Here is a 19,013-nt window from a genome sequence, read left to right on the forward strand (position 1 = left end):
CTAATAGATGGTTGATTTAATGAGTGGCTGCCTATTTTTTTGTGTTCATATATACCATTTGTGAAAACATTCGCTAACAGAGGGCTAAAATGAAAGGCAAAAGAAACACCATTTTTTTTCGAACTAAAGAATAAATTTTATTAAATTACCTCATAATTGCGTATAATTAGAATGACTAAACAGATAGAAAAATAAACTAGGAGGATCACAATGAACGGGTTAAAAAAATATGGCAATTACTTTTTATTATTCGGTGCAATAAGCGATTTTTTAACGCCTTACATTCTGGGGATTTTTTACCCAAATATGAACCAAAAGACTATGGTAATTAGTGTGTTTGGTGATATTGACAGCCCCGTCAGACAAGAATTTTTGATTTGGTCTGTAGTGTCTGGCTTATTATTCGTTTTGGCAATTCCATCAGTGTACCAAACATTTAAGAGCACCTCGCGAGAATTAGCCAGTTTGCTGGCGTTAGCAATCGGTTTTTATGGAGTTGGAGATTGTATTTTTACTGGCTTATTCAGCATTGATACTGAGCAAGCAAATTGGAATTTATCTACTTGGATCCATAATATTGGCTCTGGTTTAGGGTATATTGGCTTCCTTCTTTTTCCACTTTTTTTATATTTACTGTATCAAAAAAGAGAGGAAAAAAGGGAAAGTGGTGTTTATTTGATGTTGTTTTTAGTTAGTATTGTTTTTGCAAGTATATATGGTTTGGCACGAATTCCTACAATCAATCAGTTGCCTGTATTGAATCAGATTGGTCTTTGTCAGAGAGTGAGTTTTCTGTTTAATTACTTGCCAATCATCATCTTTGCACGAAACCAAATCAAAAAAAGGAAATGTAACACAAAGAATTAAATTGGAAAACCTTGGCTATTCTCTTGATTCTATTTAGCTACCTTTAGAATAAAAGTGATGAATAGAATACGAATTACAAAGATCAAATACTGGGAGTCATGGAGGGAGGAGCTCTGTGATTCCTTTTTGATTACCAAAGAAAATCTCACACATAAAAATTGGACTAAATTATTTACAATTTGTATGGTAATTTATGTCGATGAGTGGTAAACTATTATTTGTGAATGAGTTAATAATAATCAATACCAAAAGTTAGTAGTGAGTTTTGATTCATACGCCTAGATTGCTAAAGATTGACGAGTTTTTAGGGAACGCTAACATTTAATTGGAAAGAGCCCCTCAATTAGATATAGCTATTTTTCAGTCGAAGCTAAATAAGCCCATTACACTTTTATAATTAGGAGGAATTAAAGATGTTGGAAAAAGTGTCAGATAGTAGAAGAATTGCAATTGTTATCGCCATATTTGTGGTTTTACTAGGGATTGGTAGCTTTGGCGACTTAGCTATCTCAAATGCAGTGATGAGTCAAAATTCATATATTGCAACGTTTTTACAAAATTATGCTTGTTTTCCTGTAGGTGTCGTGATCATGATGAGTGGGGAAATTATCATGCAGTATGCGGTTCGATCGAGTCAACCTGCAATTGCAAAATTATTGATTGGTGCGGCAGGAACGGCTCTTTCTCTCTATGGAATATGGTATTATTTAAAATTTGCTATCCAATATACATTATCTTCAATTCAAAATTTAGAACACAATCGTCCAATCGGTCAAGCGAATAATGATGGAGGAATCAATCCCACACTTTCCACAGGAATCAATATCATTATTTGTTTCGTTGTTTTTGCTATAGCAACACTAATTGTTCAAAAATGGTTAAGTCATAAATCAGCGGAAGAATTTGATCGATTGATGCGTGTGGCTATTTTAGGGATTGCAGTGGCGTTTGTTTATCTAATGTGTGTAGAAGAAATCAAAATTTTATGGGGTCGTGTTCGTCCGTATGAGCTAAACGGTGTTCAAGATAATTTTACACCATGGTACAAAATGAATGGTCCGACTGGACACAAGTCATTTCCTTCAGGGCATTCTTGCGAAAGTATGTTTGCTATATTTTTCCCTTTATATGCTAGCAAAAAAAATACTAAATTACGTAAGAGATTATTGATTTTTGGTGTGACTTGGGGTGCTATTACTGCAATCAGCAGAGTATTGTTAGGTTGTCATTTCTTTAGTGATGCAACGATGGGAGCTTTCATTATTATTTTTCTTGTCTTTGTTGGAACAAGATGTGCAAAATTAAAGCTTGTAAATTAAAAAAAAGTTAAAAACTGAGGTTGGAACAGAAGTGTTTATTTCCCAAGGAGTTGCTTCTGCTCCCATCCTCAGTTTTTTTAGTTGTTGTGCTCTATATAAATATAGGATAAAAGTATTTGCCATAAAACAATGAATGTAGCGGTGATTTTTTTATTTTAGCACTAATTTTCATCTAAAACTTTACTCAATCTTAACGAAATCTATACGAAGATCATACTAGAACGCAACAAATCTCTTTTACAATTTAGGTTAGAGAGGAGGTTCATAAATGAACTTTATAAAAGAAAAAAGAGAACTTGTTACACTTGTAAGTTTAGGGATTTTGTTGTTGATAGGTGGGATAGGTGATAAGCAAATCAGTCAAGGAATCATGAATCAAGAATCGTTGTTTGGGACTTTTTTCCAAAATTATGGATTGATTTTTCCAGGTATCATTCTGTTTATGGCAACTCAAATTTTTATCTATTATGCAAAAAAGAGTGATTTACCAGCCTTCGATAAAGGGAGTATCTATGTTATTGCTATTATTGCTGGTTTCTACCAAATTTGGCAAATGGTTAAAATTATGCTTTTTTATACCGTTAATTCACTGAATAATCACCAAGCGAATCAACCGATTGGGGCAGCTAACAATGATGGCGGTGGATCAATGAGTTATCCAAATTGGTTCTTTCCAGTACTCGTGATTCTTTCATTCGTTCTCTTTGTGGCAGGGTGTCTGCTCTGTAAACGATGGCTAAAAGGAAAAAATCAACTGGAGCTAAATCGATTGCTCTTGGTTGGCCTAGGCGCAATCGTTGCTGTATATACGGCTAACACGATAGTGGACGCAATGAAAAATCTTTGGGGCCGATTTCGACCGTACGAACTGCAAAGTAATTGGAATAATTTTACGAATTGGTGGAGTATTAATGGCGGAAATGGCCATAAGTCATTTCCATCAGGACATTCAGAGCAAGCTTGGTTAGCCTTATATCTACCTTTGTTCGTTGCTCCTTCTAATAAGAAGAAACGTTGGAATATTGTACTTTTGACAAGTCTATTTGGTTGTCTTGTGGCTTGGTCTAGGGTACGGATCGGAGCGCATTTTCTAAGTGATGTCGCTGTCGGTTCTGTGATTGCTATCATCGTGGTATACGTGGTTGCTCGTCTGTTGAATCAGCGTTTAGATGGAGAGGATTTGTCATAATTATTTCGTTGTTTCAGGTAATTTCCGAAAGTCTTGCTTCTGCTCCTACCGTTTATTCGGATTTCTTGAGGTTGAGATATGACTCGTAGAGTTATGCCTTAGCCTCATTTTTTACGTATATTAGAATAGTATGGATTAAGGCAAGATTTTAGTCTTTGTATTTACTTATCTAGCTGTTTATTATATGATTGAACACGTTGTTTAAGTAATGCAGTGCATTTTTATGAATTATTTATTATTCAGATTTTTAGGAGGATATCAGGTGAAAGAAAAAATTATTTCCTATTTTGAGATCGACAAGTTAAATACGACGGTCAAACGAGAATTTTTAGCTGGGTTTACGACATTTATTTCGATGGCGTATATTCTATTCGTTAATCCAACTGTGCTAGGTGCTTCTGGGATGGATGAAGGAGCCGTCTTTACTGCGACTGCTTTAGCAAGTGCATTAGGGTGTATTTTGATGGGAATCTTTGCGAAGTACCCAATTGCAACGGCGCCAGCGCTTGGGATCAATGCTTTTTTTGCTTATTCCGTTTGTGTGGGGATGGGTGTTCCTTGGGAAACAGCTTTGGCAGGTGTTTTTGTAGCATCATTGATTTTCATTTTGATCACTATATTTAAATTACGTGAGTTGATCATTGATGCAATACCAGCAGATCTAAAATATGCTATCTCTGGTGGGATTGGGTTATTTATTGCGTTTCTTGGATTGAGTGAAGGTGGCATCATAGTTTCAAATGAATCGACTTTAGTTGCGTTAGGTCCATTGAATGTTGGAACGACGTGGTTGACTATTTTTGGTTTAGCGATTACAGCAATTATGATGGTCCGTCGCGTTCCAGGGGGGATTTTTATCGGGATGACAGCAACGACTATTTTAGGTTTAGTAACAGGTTTGATTGAAGTGCCTACTAAAATTATTTCAGGTGCGCCTAGTCTTAAACCAACGTTTTTAGTTGCTTTAAAGCATGTGGGGGACATAAATTCGCTCCAATTATGGGTCGTGGTTTTAACATTTTTATTAGTGACATTTTTTGATACGGCGGGTACCTTAGTTGGTTTAGCGAATCAAGCCGGTTTTATGAAAGACAATAAAATGCCTCGGGTTGGAAAAGCGTTAGCGGCTGATTCAACAGCGATGTTAGCTGGTTCTCTCTTAGGAACTTCTCCTGTTGGAGCATATGTAGAATCTTCTGCAGGAATTGCAGTCGGTGGACGTTCTGGGCTGACTGCTGTAACAACAGGTCTGTTCTTCATCGTGGGACTATTTTTCTCGCCGTTGCTTTCAGTCGTGACTTCTCAAGTAACAGCGCCAGCGCTAATTGTTGTGGGTGTTTTAATGGCTCAATCACTTAGCCAAATCAAATGGAAAGAAATGGAGATTGCCATTCCTTCTTTCTTGATTCTTTTAGGAATGCCATTGACTTACAGTATTTCTGATGGAATTGCGCTAGGGTTTATTTTCTATCCAATTACAATGATTGCTGCAAAACGTGGGAAAGAAGTATCACCAATCATGTATGGATTATTCTTTGTGTTTGTAGGCTTTATGTGGATTTTAAACGCAGGTTAAAGTAAAATAAGGAACTAGGAAAAGTCATGCCCTTGAGGTTCATGGCTTTTTCTTAATTAGTAAGTTTCTTAAAACGTTGACTTTTCCACCAAAAGAAAGCAAAATGTAACTAGTTTAAGAGAATAATCTGCGAGGAATGATCAAATGGAAACACCTCTTATATCACAATGGTTGGATTATACAAAGAAGCAGTCCATTGTTGAAAAAAAATTAGAAGACATGTTGAAGAAAAATAATCAACTTACAACAAGTGAGTATTATGCTTTATATCAACTTAAACAAAATGGCCGTCATATGAGGTTAAATGATTTAGGAAATTATTTATGTTTGAGCCAAAGTGCACTGTCCCGTTTAATCAACAGGTTGGAAGACAGAACTCCTGCGGTTATTGCAAGAAAAAATTGTGCAGATGATAAACGTGGTGTCTATGTAGAGTTAACCAATGAAGGGGAAAATCTAGTAATATCTGTTGAGCAAGAAGTAGAGGCTATTTTAAAAAAGTATTTTATTTAAAAGACTAAAGAGTTGCTTTTTAGTCTTTTATTCTTTATTATGTATTTAGTTGCATGCGCATGCATGTTTATGGTCGGGAGGAATTTGAATGAATAACGTAGATACAGGATTCACATTTAAAAGAGGATTACACTTAAAAAATCGACTTGTTGTGGCACCAATGACCACTAAGATGTCTTTTTTTGATGGCGTTGTAACAAATGATGAAATTGAATATTATGGCTTGCGTTCAGGAGAAGTAGGAGCATTTATCACAGCAGCAGCAAATGTTCATGAAAATGGGAAAGGCTGGGACGGAGAATTAGGTGTGTATGAGGATCGCTTTATTCCAGGGCTAGCTAAATTGGCGGCAGCGATTAAAAAGAACCAGACGAAAGCCATTTTGCAAATTTTCCATGCTGGAAGAATGACAGATTCTAACATATTACATGGTAGTCAACCTGTTGCACCAAGTGCGGTTGCAGCTGAAAGACCTGATGCACAAACACCCAGAGAGTTAACAGAAACAGAAATTCTTGAAATAATAGAAAGTTTTAAACAAGCAACAGAAAGAGCGATAAAAGCAGGGTTTGATGGTGTTGAAATTCACGGAGCGAATACGTATTTGATTCAACAATTCTTCTCTCCACATTCTAACCGTCGGACGGATGAGTGGGGCGGGACACTCGAAAAACGCTTCAAGTTTATCAATGATTTGGTTGATGGCGTAACAGAAGTTGTCGATCGATCAGATGTGAAAGACTTTATCGTGGGCTATCGATTTTCACCTGAAGAATACGAAGAACCAGGTATTCGTTTACAGGATACATTGTTCTTAGTCGATCAATTAGCCAATAAACCCTTAGATTACGTGCATTTATCAATCGGTAATTATAGAAATCATTCAGTTAGTGAGGCATATCAAGAAAAACCAATCATAGCTTATATAAAAGAAACGATTAACGATCGTCTTCCACTGATTGGTGTAGGCGATATTCGGAATGGGGCAGATGCAAAAGAGGTTTTAGCAACTGCAGACTTGGCTGCCGTGGGACGAGCAATTTTGATCGATCCTCATTGGGCTCAAAAAGTACTAGATGATCAAGATCATCTAATCAGAACAGAACTGTCTCACTATGATCGAGATGAGTTACGAATTAGTAATGGTGTTTGGGGATTTTTAGAAGGCATGATGCCAGAACGACTTCAATAAAACTAGAGAAGGAAAGGTCAGATAAGATGGTACTCATTTATCTGATCTTTCTGGTTTTTTATTTGCTATAGGAATAGGTATAATTGAAGCAAGGCCTAATGGGGGAAAAAAATAAAAAAATGGAGGAACCAAATGACACTCAAAATAGAACAAGTAAAGACAACAAATCCTGATTTATTAAGTTTGATTCAGGAGCTGAATGACTTCTTCGATGAAGAATGGGGAAAAGAGGTGGCTCAACGCTACCAAAACCATCATAATTTAGCGGAGATGTCTTATGCAGTTGTCGCATATGATGATGGGAAAGCAGTTGGGTGTGGTTGCTGGAAGCTGTTAGATAAGCAAACACCAGAAATCAAAAGAATGTATGTAAAACAAACGTATCGTGAAAATGGAGCAGCTGGAAAAATCATCCAGGCATTGGAAAGGGATATGCTAGAAAAGGGCTACCAACAAGCAGTGTTGGAAACAGGCAAAGAAATGGTAGGGGCTATTCGTTTTTATGAAAGACATGGCTACCGAATCGTTTCAAATTATGGCGAGTTTGTTGAGGATGATTTATGTATTTGTATGAAAAAAACATTATAGAAGGTGAAAAAAGTAGCGACCTTTCAATAGGGTCGCTACTTTTTTCGGATATCCTTAGTTTTTAGATAGGCAATTGACTATAAATCACGAATGCCAAACAGATTAAAATCATAGACAGTGTAAACCATTTATATTGCGTTAACAAGGCAATGTATTCACGAATAAGTGCAGTCGGGAGGAAATACATTGCAGTTGGGGCACCAACCCCTTCAGCTTTTAAATGCGCCTTTCTTGCATATAAAGCACCGCGTAACACATGATAATTATTTGTTGAGAATAAAATAGTTGGCTCTCGCTTTTCAACCATCCAATCTTCAAAAATAATTTTTTTTGAAAAGGACATATTTTCAAAAGTTGTCGTTGATTGATCTTCCACTAAAATTTGAGTTTCTGGTATGTTCTGTGACAATAAGTATTTTTTCATCGCAAAGGCTTCTGAGACAGGCTCGTCCGCTCCTTGTCCGCCGCTAACGATAATTTTAGCTTTTGAATTTTTATGATAGTACTCAATGGCTTTATCTAATCGGCTTTTTAGTAATGGAGGAACATTTTCACTTGTGATACCTGAACCTAAAGTAATGATATAATCAACCTTTTTTTTGATAGGGATCATTTGGTACATCCAAGAATAAAATAAATAGCAAGTAAATAGAAAAGAAAAAAGTAAATCACTTAACAAGACAAAAATCAAAAATGAAAAGAATAACGCAGGGATTTTGCTAGATCCAACTGACCATAAATAGAAAAAAGCAGGAACTGTAATAAGTAGATTGATCCCCAATAATGCGGAAAGTTTAGCGGTGACACTGCGGCCTTCCTTTGTCTGCATCGTATGTGTATTAAAAATAAAAAAGACACACATACCCAAAAATAGTAGTGGAACTAACGCATAAACAATAATAAGAACCAGGGTAGAGCTGTTTGCGGAAATTTCGCTTACCTTTAACAATCCCATCATCAATAAAGTCAACGTAAGAAACAAGCCCCCAAACGCGAAAATCATCCCACCAAAAAAACTACGACGTTCTTTTAGTAGGATTAGGCTACCAATAATAACAAAAACACAAAATACAATAACGAATGGCATGATAGTTAACTCTCCTTCACCAAATAAATAGGAAGGGTGTGGGAAAAAAGTAAAAAGCACTTTTGTTTCACACCCTAAATGCGAATAAACGGTGGGAGTAGGAGCAAATGGTGACGTTTAGGCCCCACTCTCATTATATATTTGCGTCTGTTCGATTTTAGTATAATTGATTAGGGCTTTAGATGCATCTGTTTTGACTTTTAAAACGCCTAAATAAATGGGAGAACCAGTAAATTCATTGTATTGATTTTCTGGGAGAATTAACAAATTATTGACAGTTGCAGAGGACTCACCTAAAACAACATACTCATTAATAGTTGTTGGAAATGCTTTGTTTGCTTCGTCAGTAACCAAAGCGTTATGTTCTTTTGAATATAACGCTGTTTCGTTCGGAGCAATCGTTCTTATTGGTTCGAATTTGTAATTTTCTTTTGAACCTGTTACTTTTTTGAACGCATTAAACGCAATTAATTTTTGTGCATCAGTTGTGTTTAAAGCAAGAGTTTTGGAGTTGTCGATCCATTTTCCTTCAACAACGACTGATTTCTCAATATCTTTTTTTTGTGCATGGATTGAATCATTTATTTTTGTTCCATCCTTGTCTATAAGAACAATCCCATATACGGGTTTATGTTTAAAATTATTGTAGGCAAAAACTCCTCCTACCGATAAAACAACTAAACTTATAACAGAAACAAACATTTTTTTTAACATAAAAATCTCCTTTTATAATTATTTAACATCAGTATATGAAAAAAACGAAAGATCAACCATCGATTATTACGTATAAAAACGAACAATAATGAAAGATAAAATAATATTTTAATAGGTGATTCGCCTAATAGGCTACCTAAAACTTGCTTTTATACTAAAGAAATCTATACTATTTATGAGATGTTAAGATTAGTTCAGGAGGAATAGTCATGGAAGAAAAACAATTTAGTGTTACACTGCCAGATAAGATAGTAGAAGAGTTTCACTTAGAAAATGAAGATGATGTAATAGTAAGTATCAAAGATCAAAAAATAGTGATCGAGCCTAAAAAGAAAATGGCAGGTAATCAGACCCTCTCTCTAAGATGGTTTTTGATTCCGACAACGGTGTTCAGTATTCTATTTTTGGGCTACTTATTTTATACTAACAACAGCCAAATTGCGTTAGTAGGTCCGTATTCAATTGCAAATTTTGTCCTTTCATTAGGTGTCTTAAGTGGTATTTTTAGTTTTTTACTCTTTTTTATTAAAGGGAAAAGAAATCAAGTTACAACACAGTCGAAGGATATTTATTGGCGGAATTTTCCTACAATCTTGCTTTCGTTTGTTGTCATTTTAGTTTTTACATTATTAGTATTTTTTAAAGTAATTGGAATAGTGTTTATTGGTGCGACATTTGATCGTTATACTGCAACCTTGTTATTTTTTGTGTTTGTCGGATTAGTCAATTATTTTATGATTTACTCAGCATTGTCGATCACACCGGCTAAATTGACTAATTTATTGATATTTGTGATTATTGGTGGCGTTTTGCTTGCCATGATCACAAACAAAGATTATCAATGGTGGCAATTCAACTTTAGCTTTTTAGGAACAATCGAAGCTAAAAGTCGTTGGCAATTTAATTTAACGTTGATGTTTTCTTCATTGTTGATGGTGGCATTGATCGATGGGCTATTTGTAGAATTACAAAAAGCGATGCCACATAGTAGACGATTAACGATTTTGCGAATTCTCTTAACCTTGACGGCACTGGATCTTGGGGCTGTCGGATTATTTCCGTATACTGAAACAGGTCCATTTCAAGGAATTCATAATCAAGTGGCGGGTTATTTAGTGTATTTGATTGTGATTTTGATTGTGGGGATCAAGTGGTTATTACCTAATGTAACGAAAGAATTCCTGTCGATTTCGTATATGATTGCAGTAACACTAGTCGTAGTTGTTGTGTTATTTCAATGGACTAGTTATCTTTCACTTACGGCATTTGAGTTATTATCGTTCATGCTAGCATTTAGCTGGATCGTGTTACTGCTTCAAAATCTACAAAAAATGGCGCAAAACATCAATAATACTTTTCAGGAAAAAGTCAAACTGGAACCTGGAAACAAAAAGGAATAAGGATAGTAAAATAGAGGATGGGACAGAAGCGTTTAATCCCGAGAAACAAGAAGGGATTGCTTCTGCTCCCACCGTTTATTCGCATCTGGGGTGTGAAACAAAAGTGATTTTACTTTTGATGTGCGCCCTATTTTCTTATTCAAAACGATCTATGTATCGAGACATCAATTCCATATGATGCATCACAGCAGCTTTCCTCATAACCCCCATACCAGGAAATTTGTCGTTTGAAACTGCTTCAAACAATAAGTCGATTCCTAACGTTACGTTCTCGCCACACAATTTACTTTTCCATGTACGGATCTCGTCCATGACCTCAAAAAATTTGTCTCTTTGCGAGGGTGTTTCTTCACTTGAAAGGAAATGATGGATTCGCAGCATACTATTTTCAAAATAAACAAGATGCAAACTCAAGATTTTTGATGGATATCGATGTTCGTAGTAGATTCGGCTGTCAATTGAAAAATCACTAAAACCGACAAATCCGTTTTGTTGAAAGGTCAAATGCGTATCTGAAAAGAATTCATCAAGACATTCTTGATAAAAACTGATTTTAGGGAGCCTTGTAAAGACATCTTGGGAAAGAATCTTATCGCCTTTGACTTTTTGCAGTAGACGAAATTCTTTTGGGATCAGGACTTTGGTATGATTCCCGAGCCAATCGCTTTGTAATGCAGGAGTTGAGTTTCTGATTACAAATAATTGAGGTTGTTCATTCAGCGTTTCAATAGGCTGTTCCACGATCATTGCCTTGTTCAATGGCAATGAGTTTAAATAAAGACTACCTTCTTTAGTCAGAAAATCACCAGATTGAGGGTTTTGAATCAGATAAAAAGGATGTTTTTCCCTATGAAATACCTCAACGAATTTCTTTAAGGTATTCGAATTTTTGACGGGTTCAATAATCGGCAGAATCTTTTTAGATAAGCAGTTTTTTTCTACCAATTCTGTCAAAGCGAGTAAGTCAAACTGCTTACCGCGAAAATAAGGGTAGTACATTATTTCCCCTCCAATAGACGCTGTTCTAGTTCCAAATAGGCTTCGCGTGTGGCGTCTAATTCACTTTTTAAGGCTTCCACTGCTTGATCACAACTATCTTCAACAAAGCGATCATAAAAATTCACACCACCACCAAACAAATCATAATCTGGTTGTCTTTTTTTTAACTCTTTGTATAGCTGATCCGTCGAAAATACGCGTAAACCGCGAGAGGTTTTTTTCGCTTTGCCGACTTCGCGAGCTTGAGCTGTGATCAAACGAAAAAGCAATTCGTGCTCATTGACCAAAAGTGGTTGTCTTTGCGGTTTTTTCTCTATTGTAAAATAGCCAGGTAATCTTTGAGCTTCTTCAGAAAGATATTGATGATAAACCATGACCCCGATATGGCTGGGTATTTCTTCTTTTATTTTTTCAAAAAGAGCAGCGGGCAAGACAAAATAATTGTAGTTTCCAATAAAGGAAAGTTTTGCTTTTGAACGAAAATCTGCTTTACTGACCTTTAATTCATAACAGCGCCATTCGAATTGTTTCCCCACATTCAAGCGACAACTCAATGTATCAACAATCCCTTGGTCATCTGGCATCGTTACTTCTTCCACTACGATATCTCCATTTTCCCGACAATAATAATAGAGCACTTCTTCCATCTGGGTTGTTAATGATGTTTTCATAGTTAGCTCCTTTTTCTTTTCTTCTACTATAAAACGTATGTTCGTAAAAATAAAGTCTTTTTCTTATTCTTTAAAAAAATAATAATGAATGAGTTGAATCTAAAAAAAATAAAATTCCAGAAAGGGTCTTTTTTTTTCAGAAAAGGAAAGGAATGTTTAGGAGTTTATACAATAAAATAGCGGGAAATGTTTTTGTTTTTCTTTAAAATATAAAAAAATAATCATAATAATGTTAAAAAAAGTATATTATATAGTTATATGGGAAAATTAATAATAAGGAGATTGATCATGAAAAAAAGAAAATTACATATATTTATGCTTACGGTTTTACTGGCACAGAGTTTTGGGTCAACGGTGAATGCGTTTGCGGTAACAACAACTACAAACGGACAGTCCCAAGATACAGCTTCTGTTGACACACCAGCAGAGTTGAATTCTGACTCTATTTTAGAAAATAACATTTTGGAATCATCATCAGAAAACTCAAGTACAGTGATAACTGAAACTGATAAATCAGCAGAAACACCGCTACCAAATGAAGTGGAGGATACAACTTCAGCGGAGGGCACAGAGCAAGCAAACACAATTGATACACAAATCCCAAAAACGAAAACTGCAGAAACAAACATAGCAATCGAAGACGAAATTTTAACCAACATAACACTGACCAATATGGATGGTGTCGAATACAACCAAAGCACGTTAAACAGAGTATTGAATAGCACTCCAGTGACAGCAAAATTGAATTTTGTGATTGCAGATAAAGATTATGCACCAGGTTCAGTTTACACGTTGACCTTACCTGATCACCTAGGCTATTCAGATATCAGTGGTGATGTAGCAAACGTTGGGGCACATTGGTCAGTCGATGCACAAAGCAAAACATTGACGATCACGTTTAATCAACGAATTACGGAGACACAATTTAATTTAGACTTGAAAAGTTATGTATTTACAGAGGAAGCCCCTTTAGTAACGATCAAAACGCCTGGTCAAACAACTAATCAGTATAACTTTGATTTGTATGAAGAGGTCGCACCGATCAAGTATGAAGAAACCACAAATAAATACGGAATCAACGGGAATATTTATTATAACTTAGATCGAACATTATCAGGCAATCAAACATTAGAATTAGTGATGTCAGAGTCTCCAGGAGCAAAATTTTATAATACCTCTAAAGAAGCAATCGGTGTTTTCTCATATGATGTAGATATCAATGGGAATGTGATCGCAGATTCAAAACAACTTTTAGAAAAAGAGAAGGACTACACTATTGATGAGGACAATGCATACCGAGGAGCAGTGACGATAAACAATATGGATCAACAAAAAGCGTACGCGTTATCTGTCGATCGTGCTTTAGCTTTAGAAAGTGTGTCCAATTATTCTTATAGTTTTTACAATCAATATCCTACAACGAAATTAGGATCTGTTAGTTTAAACCGTTCATCCGGACAATATAGTGGACTTGAATTTACTGCAAAAACAAGTAAAGATCAAAAATCTTTAAAAGAAGCCAATTTAGGTTCGCTACAAAGCGCTAGTTTCCAAGAAAAAGGAAATTATTATCTCTATCTGTACAATCTACCTACACAAACCAAAGTGGGCGAACAGATCATTTTGAAAAGCAAAAATGGACAACCGATTACAGATTATCAACTTTCCGCTTTTGATGCAGCTTACAAAAACGTTCAAATCACTGATTATTTTGATGTAAAAAAAGAAGAAAATCAATTGGTTTTGACTGCAACGAAAGACAGTGTATTGAGAATAATGGCGGAAAAGCTACGCATTCCTTTTGAACAAAAAGACATTGATATTACGGTTAGTACTCCTGTTGTGAATGGGGGAAAAGAAATCATGTTCGTCTCTGATCAATACCTTCAGCCGCTCTCTATTATTAACCCAAACAATGTCGAGACCGCTTGGGGAAATTATGATCAAAACGGAGCCTACATGAGCGATACAACAATAGCAATCGAAGGAAGCAATAAAAATCCTGTAAAGAACGCAACCATTAAAATCGAACATCCAAACTACTTACAATTAAGAGCACCCAAAGGGGAATACGCTACGTACAAATTAAATAAAGATTATACGATAACAGCGACTGATAGCGGTTCTATTATTAAGTTTACAACGCCAGTCACGACATCATTTAATCTTGATCTAGGCTTTAACTATGTACCAGATAGTCTAGAAAAAAGTAAAAGTATCCCTGTCGATACACTTGCAGTGACCTTAAGTGCGGATAACTATGAAGCTGTGGAAACAACCGTTAGAACCGGCAGAAAACTGTATTCTGAACGAACATTACAAACGAGTGGTAATCAATTTTTAGTAAATGCAAGAAATGATTCGTTTGATTCTTTAATCGTATCAACTAAAATTCCTACAGGCGTAGATGTAGTTTTTGATATTTATGATGTGTCAAATGACCAAGTGGAATCAATTTACCCACAGTATTGGGATCGTGGTTATTATTTCGATAAACCTTTAGCGCCAACTAGCGCAGCGTATCCAAAAATTACATTCGATGAAGCGACAAATAGTTACAAATTCGATTTTGGTAAGACCTCCAAACGCTACATTATTGAATACAAATACGCCAATGGCTGGATCGATGCGAAAACAATCAATGTGACCGGTAGTACTGCCGAACCATTGTATAGCAATCAGATAATGTCAGGGACCGTTTCTATAAAAAATGAAGCGAAAGAAATCCTATCAGCTAGTCAAACAAGCCATGAATCATTGAAGAATGTCACCAAAAATGAAGTGAAAACAAAAAATATCAATAATGGAACACGCACAGTCAAAAATCCAACGTTTACTATTACGACCAAAGGAACAACGAACGCTGGCATCGATTTAAATTCGATTGCTATAACAAATGTTCCGCAAGATGCTTATACAGTTAAGCAAACAGCAACAGGTGCTCAAATTATTTTTGAAAAGTATACATTAACGCAAGATATTACGATTACCTACAATACAGTGTCTAAAAACGCTGGACAAATTTCTACAGAAACTACTATTAGTGCGGATAATTTAGAACAAATGACAGAAACGCGTAGAAATACAGCGACAACACCTATTGTTTTGAGATTCTCTGAAGGAGATGCAGAAGGTATCGTTTATTTGGCTAAAGCACAATTTCACACGTATAATGAAAAAGATCAAACAATAAATATTCCAAATGTTTCATTTGAACTGATTGACAATGTGACAAATAATAAAACAGAGTTTGAAACAAACGAAGCTGGCGAATATAAAGTTGATGCCATCATGTCTGGAGAATACACATTAAGAGCCAACAAAATACCAGAAGGGTATACGATCAATGAAGAATATACGGATGGTAAAATAATCAAATTGGCGAAAGATGAGAATACAATTGATATTCCTCTTAAAGAAGTCATTGATCAAACCAGTGTAAAAGCAAAAGATTCAACGATTTATGTAGGGGATACGTGGAAGCCAGAAGACAACTTTTTAGAAGCTACGGATCAAGAGGGCAACCCAGTTTCATTTGATCAAATCACGGTAACTGGAACTGTCGACAATACAAAAGTCGGTGAGTATGAAATTACGTATCATAATCAAGGAAAAGAAGCGAAAGCAACTGTTTCTGTTATCTTAGAGGAGACGTTAAAAGTTAAAGATTCAACGATTTCAGTTGGCACAAAGTGGACATCAGCAGATAATTTCGTCGAAGCAACAGACAAAACAGGAAAAGCGATTTCCCTAGATCAACTCACTGTAACAGGCTCTGTCGACACAAGTAAAGTAGGCGATAATAAAGTCACATATGAAAATCAAGGCAAAAAAGCTGTGGCAACCATCCATGTTGTCGCGACACAAGAAACACTTGCTGTTAAAGACTCTACGATCTATGTAGGAGATACTTGGGAAGCTGCTGATAATTTTGTCTCAGCAACTGATAAAAATGGTCATAATAGTCCGATTCAAGATATCAAGGTAACAGGAACGGTAGATACAACAAAAGCCGGTATCTATGAAGTTATTTATGGCACAGATACACTAAAAGAGACAGCTAAAATCACTGTAAAAGCGGACCAATCAACACTAGTTGTAAAAGATTCAACAATTTATGTTGGCGACGATTGGAAGAGTGCTGATAACTTTGTATCGGCAACGGATCGTGATGGCAGAGCAATTTCTTTTGAAGAAGTAGAAGTTACTGGAACAGTTGAGACTAAAGAAAAAGGCGAACATAACGTTGCTTATACGGTTCAAACGACGGAAACAAATGAGCCTAGTAAAAGCAGAAAAGTTGCACCAGCCAAAAAACAATTGACTGCTACAGCCAAAATTACAGTCCTTGAAAAAACGGCATCTAAACAAAATGCAACAACGAAGAATCAAACTCATATTGTGAAACCAGATAAACAAGGGAAGTACCCTAACACTGGTGAAAAAGTTAATGATTCTATTCGTTTGATTGGACTCTTAGCCGTATGGATCACGATAATTAGCGTGATCTATCTAAGGAAAAGAAGAACAGATTAACTGAAGGACGCGAGGATTGGGGCTAGGACGGAAGCAGTGTAAACACTGTTTTTGTTCAGCCTTTTACTCCGTTGGCCCAAACGTTGGAGGTGCTGAGCTAATGAAGAAGAAACCTTTGATTGTAGGAACTGCGTTACTATTTTCATCCGCACTTTTTACCCAGTTTGAACCCTTTTATGGCGAAAAAGCAACAACACCTGGGAAATATAAAATGACATACAAAATAGATGGAAAAGTCGAAACAGCTATAATTGAAGTGAAAGAGAATCAAACGGAAGTGTTATTGAAAGATATCGTCATCAAACAAAATGAACAGTGGTCTCCATTAGACAATGTTGTTTCATTAAAAGACAGAGATGGCGAGCCACTTGAACTAAACCAAGTAACAATCAAACATAACGTCAATACACAAGAAACTGGCCTTTATTTTGTGAAATTTTCCTACAAAAATTACGATGCGACTGCTAAAGTAACGGTCAATCCTTCAATCCGTTCCGAACATAAAAAAAGAGAAAAGAAGCAGTATTCTCCGATGGAGGCACAAACAAAAATCATGTTGAATGATGAACTGTTGCAAAATGAACCGACTGAACCAAAGGGAGACCTAAATACACCCGGTGGAGCGGATCTACCAGATTCCACGAGTTTTGGAAATATGTTGAGTTTCATGTCAGGGACACTGTTGTATGGGACAAGGAGAGTATAAATGGATTTCTTGTTATTAGATGATCGAACGAATTTAAAGCTATCTATTATTCGAAAATTGGAGCAGCACTATTCATTTTCAGAACGTAAAGATAATTTATGTGAGCAATTGACTATTTCTCAATACCTTCTAGAAAGGAACATTATTGAAATAAATGAGGACTTGAAAAGGTTTCAGTTGATTGATGAAATGGAATTGATCGAGCAAAGTAATGAGATCATCTTATTTCAAGATTCTCAGATATCATCAAGCATTGTTGAGGAAAGCTATTTAAAACATTCACTAGAATTTACATTATTACAAACGATATTTTTTAACCAATTTACTTCGATCAAAAAATACGGAGAAAAACATGGAATGAGCCGCACTGTTGTCTATAAAATTGTTGATAGGATTCGAAAAGAGCTAGTGCAATATGATATAAAATTATCCAAAACATTCCAACTAGTTGGAGATGAAAGGACGATCCGTCACTATTTTGTGATGCTTTTTTATCGAATTTACAAGGATTCAGATGAGTTGTACAATCAATCAGATAACGTATTGGTAAGTGAGTTACTTGCATCTATTAAAGTGTATTGCAATGATGTTACGGTATTTTATCTGTTTAAACATTACTTATTTGTTATGTTAGAAAGAGTGAATAGAAAACACAACTATTTTTTGCCTAGTCCTACTCACTCAGCCACTTTTGACACAAAAAACGTGATATATCAAATAATAGATCAATGGACCAAGCAGACGTTAAGTGGAACCAACCGCGAAAAAGAAGTCGAAGTAAGAGGCATTGTTAGCCAGTTATCTATTTACCGAAGTGAATTTTGCGACCTTGAAAATCAGTCGGTTGAACAGTATAAACAGCAATTAGAGCGACAAATTCGTCTATATCCACAGCTAACACTAACAAAACCAGAATGTTGGCTTAATGTAACTAGGACGATTTATCAGCACCAATTTATTACCCCTTTGATTGATCTTACACTACGTGTGATAGACTTAGATTTTTTCCATGAGCGTTATCCAGTCATATTTGAAGTCTGCCATTCATTTATGTATCAACTAGATAAAGAAGCATTTAAACATAGTAAAAAATCTCTTTTTTTCAATTTATTACTTGTACTTTCTCAACAATACGATCAGGAAAATGAGAAACATCCGATAAATATCCATGTGAACTTCACCCAAGGCGAAACATATAATCAATTTATCAAAGAACAAATTCAAATTTTTGATTCTTTTAGCATAAATTTTCAACCAGTCTTACGTCCAGATACAGATTTAATCGTCTCTGATTATCATTCTAAAACAACTTTTTCAGCACGAACTCTAATCTGGCTAGCGCCCCCAAGAGCAAGCGATTGGCGTAATTTTGGTGAGGAGATTGTGTGGATCAATAGAGAGCGGCAGTTGAATAAAAAAAGAATCTAAGATCAATAATAAAGGCATGAGAACAAGACTATTAAGCTTTTTCTCATGCCTTTTTTCTATATAAATGAAATCTAGAAGATTATTCGATCTACGATTTCCGAGATAATCGTTGTGACCCAAGCGTATAAATTGCCATGTTTTTTAAATTTTTTGGTCTTTTTTTCTTGATTCATTGTAAACCTCCTTTAGTTATAACGTAATAATACGATAATCAAGAAAAAAACAACA

Annotated in this window: 15 protein-coding genes; 11 read left to right on the forward strand and 4 right to left on the reverse strand. The window is 35.7% G+C overall.

All coding sequences use genetic code 11. The annotated features are described in order from the left end of the window. The first annotated feature begins 210 nt into the window (after positions 1–210). The 7 genes from BCR22_RS11580 (at position 211) to BCR22_RS11610 (ending at position 7,244) form a co-directional block, all read left to right on the forward strand. Positions 211–867, forward strand: a complete 657-nt coding sequence (locus BCR22_RS11580) for a DUF998 domain-containing protein (protein ID WP_069655039.1) — start codon at positions 211–213, stop codon at positions 865–867. A gap of 413 nt (positions 868–1,280) precedes the next feature. Further along, positions 1,281–2,186 carry a phosphatase PAP2 family protein gene (locus tag BCR22_RS11585; RefSeq protein WP_069655040.1) on the forward strand — a complete coding sequence of 302 codons (906 nt, stop codon included), beginning with the start codon at positions 1,281–1,283 and terminating at the stop codon, positions 2,184–2,186. Between the two features lie 268 nt (positions 2,187–2,454). Beyond that, positions 2,455–3,375, forward strand: coding sequence for a phosphatase PAP2 family protein (locus BCR22_RS11590; protein WP_069655041.1), 921 nt, complete (start codon positions 2,455–2,457; stop codon positions 3,373–3,375). Positions 3,376–3,637: 262 nt separating this feature from the next. After that, the gene (locus BCR22_RS11595; RefSeq protein ID WP_069655042.1) at positions 3,638–4,951 is read left to right on the forward strand and encodes an NCS2 family permease; all 1,314 of its coding nucleotides are present in this window, start codon (positions 3,638–3,640) and stop codon (positions 4,949–4,951) included. 144 nt (positions 4,952–5,095) lie between these two features. Then, a complete protein-coding gene (locus BCR22_RS11600) occupies positions 5,096–5,464 on the forward strand; it encodes a MarR family winged helix-turn-helix transcriptional regulator (protein WP_069655043.1) in 369 nt (122 codons plus the stop codon). An 88-nt stretch (positions 5,465–5,552) separates the two neighbouring features. Then, the gene (locus tag BCR22_RS11605) at positions 5,553–6,656 is read left to right on the forward strand and encodes an NADH-dependent flavin oxidoreductase (RefSeq protein ID WP_069655044.1); all 1,104 of its coding nucleotides are present in this window, start codon (positions 5,553–5,555) and stop codon (positions 6,654–6,656) included. Between the two features lie 132 nt (positions 6,657–6,788). Continuing rightward, entirely contained in the window at positions 6,789–7,244 is a 456-nt protein-coding gene (locus tag BCR22_RS11610; RefSeq protein ID WP_069655045.1) for a GNAT family N-acetyltransferase, read from the forward strand. Between the two features lie 61 nt (positions 7,245–7,305). Here BCR22_RS11610 and BCR22_RS11615 read toward each other — a convergent pair whose 3' ends face one another. After that, a complete protein-coding gene (locus BCR22_RS11615; RefSeq protein WP_069655046.1) occupies positions 7,306–8,331 on the reverse strand; it encodes a YdcF family protein in 1,026 nt (341 codons plus the stop codon). 117 nt (positions 8,332–8,448) lie between these two features. Continuing rightward, positions 8,449–9,045, reverse strand: a complete 597-nt coding sequence (locus BCR22_RS11620) for a lipoprotein BA_5634 family protein (protein ID WP_069655047.1) — start codon at positions 9,043–9,045, stop codon at positions 8,449–8,451. A 209-nt stretch (positions 9,046–9,254) separates the two neighbouring features. Here BCR22_RS11620 and BCR22_RS11625 point away from each other — a divergent pair, with 209 nt between their 5' ends. Further along, positions 9,255–10,445, forward strand: a complete 1,191-nt coding sequence (locus BCR22_RS11625) for an AbrB/MazE/SpoVT family DNA-binding domain-containing protein (protein WP_069655048.1) — start codon at positions 9,255–9,257, stop codon at positions 10,443–10,445. A 135-nt stretch (positions 10,446–10,580) separates the two neighbouring features. On the opposite strand, the gene BCR22_RS11630 is transcribed toward BCR22_RS11625, so the two are convergent. Together BCR22_RS11630 and BCR22_RS11635 are read right to left on the reverse strand one after the other, a co-directional pair. Beyond that, a complete protein-coding gene (locus BCR22_RS11630) occupies positions 10,581–11,444 on the reverse strand; it encodes a sce7725 family protein (RefSeq protein WP_069655049.1) in 864 nt (287 codons plus the stop codon). Next, positions 11,444–12,115, reverse strand: coding sequence for a hypothetical protein (locus BCR22_RS11635; protein ID WP_069655050.1), 672 nt, complete (start codon positions 12,113–12,115; stop codon positions 11,444–11,446). Before BCR22_RS11635 ends, BCR22_RS11630 begins: the two co-directional genes overlap by 1 nt. A 288-nt stretch (positions 12,116–12,403) precedes the next feature. Between BCR22_RS11635 and BCR22_RS11640 the strand changes: the two genes are divergently transcribed. From BCR22_RS11640 to BCR22_RS11650, 3 genes are all read left to right on the forward strand, one after another. Beyond that, a complete protein-coding gene (locus BCR22_RS11640; protein ID WP_069655051.1) occupies positions 12,404–16,651 on the forward strand; it encodes a bacterial Ig-like domain-containing protein in 4,248 nt (1,415 codons plus the stop codon). Positions 16,652–16,751: 100 nt separating this feature from the next. Further along, entirely contained in the window at positions 16,752–17,357 is a 606-nt protein-coding gene (locus BCR22_RS11645) for a bacterial Ig-like domain-containing protein (RefSeq protein WP_069655052.1), read from the forward strand. Next, positions 17,358–18,785 carry a helix-turn-helix domain-containing protein gene (locus BCR22_RS11650; RefSeq protein ID WP_069655053.1) on the forward strand — a complete coding sequence of 476 codons (1,428 nt, stop codon included), beginning with the start codon at positions 17,358–17,360 and terminating at the stop codon, positions 18,783–18,785. The last annotated feature ends 228 nt before the right edge of the window (positions 18,786–19,013 follow it).

It is taken from the genome of Enterococcus plantarum, from assembly GCF_001730295.1.
Taxonomy (GTDB): domain Bacteria; phylum Bacillota; class Bacilli; order Lactobacillales; family Enterococcaceae; genus Enterococcus_L; species Enterococcus_L plantarum.

Excerpts from the sequence above, each read along its gene's own strand:
- BCR22_RS11650 (WP_069655053.1), top strand. The coding sequence starts at position 17,358 with ATGGATTTCTTGTTATTAGATGATCGAACGAATTTAAAGCTATCTATT.
- BCR22_RS11645 (WP_069655052.1), top strand. The coding sequence starts at position 16,752 with ATGAAGAAGAAACCTTTGATTGTAGGAACTGCGTTACTATTTTCATCC.
- BCR22_RS11620 (WP_069655047.1), bottom strand. The coding sequence starts at position 9,045 with ATGTTAAAAAAAATGTTTGTTTCTGTTATAAGTTTAGTTGTTTTATCG.
- BCR22_RS11580 (WP_069655039.1), top strand. The coding sequence starts at position 211 with ATGAACGGGTTAAAAAAATATGGCAATTACTTTTTATTATTCGGTGCA.
- BCR22_RS11630 (WP_069655049.1), bottom strand. The coding sequence starts at position 11,444 with ATGTACTACCCTTATTTTCGCGGTAAGCAGTTTGACTTACTCGCTTTG.
- BCR22_RS11640 (WP_069655051.1), top strand. The coding sequence starts at position 12,404 with ATGAAAAAAAGAAAATTACATATATTTATGCTTACGGTTTTACTGGCA.
- BCR22_RS11615 (WP_069655046.1), bottom strand. The coding sequence starts at position 8,331 with ATGCCATTCGTTATTGTATTTTGTGTTTTTGTTATTATTGGTAGCCTA.
- BCR22_RS11610 (WP_069655045.1), top strand. The coding sequence starts at position 6,789 with ATGACACTCAAAATAGAACAAGTAAAGACAACAAATCCTGATTTATTA.
- BCR22_RS11590 (WP_069655041.1), top strand. The coding sequence starts at position 2,455 with ATGAACTTTATAAAAGAAAAAAGAGAACTTGTTACACTTGTAAGTTTA.
- BCR22_RS11635 (WP_069655050.1), bottom strand. The coding sequence starts at position 12,115 with ATGAAAACATCATTAACAACCCAGATGGAAGAAGTGCTCTATTATTAT.
- BCR22_RS11600 (WP_069655043.1), top strand. The coding sequence starts at position 5,096 with ATGGAAACACCTCTTATATCACAATGGTTGGATTATACAAAGAAGCAG.
- BCR22_RS11625 (WP_069655048.1), top strand. The coding sequence starts at position 9,255 with ATGGAAGAAAAACAATTTAGTGTTACACTGCCAGATAAGATAGTAGAA.
- BCR22_RS11605 (WP_069655044.1), top strand. The coding sequence starts at position 5,553 with ATGAATAACGTAGATACAGGATTCACATTTAAAAGAGGATTACACTTA.
- BCR22_RS11585 (WP_069655040.1), top strand. The coding sequence starts at position 1,281 with ATGTTGGAAAAAGTGTCAGATAGTAGAAGAATTGCAATTGTTATCGCC.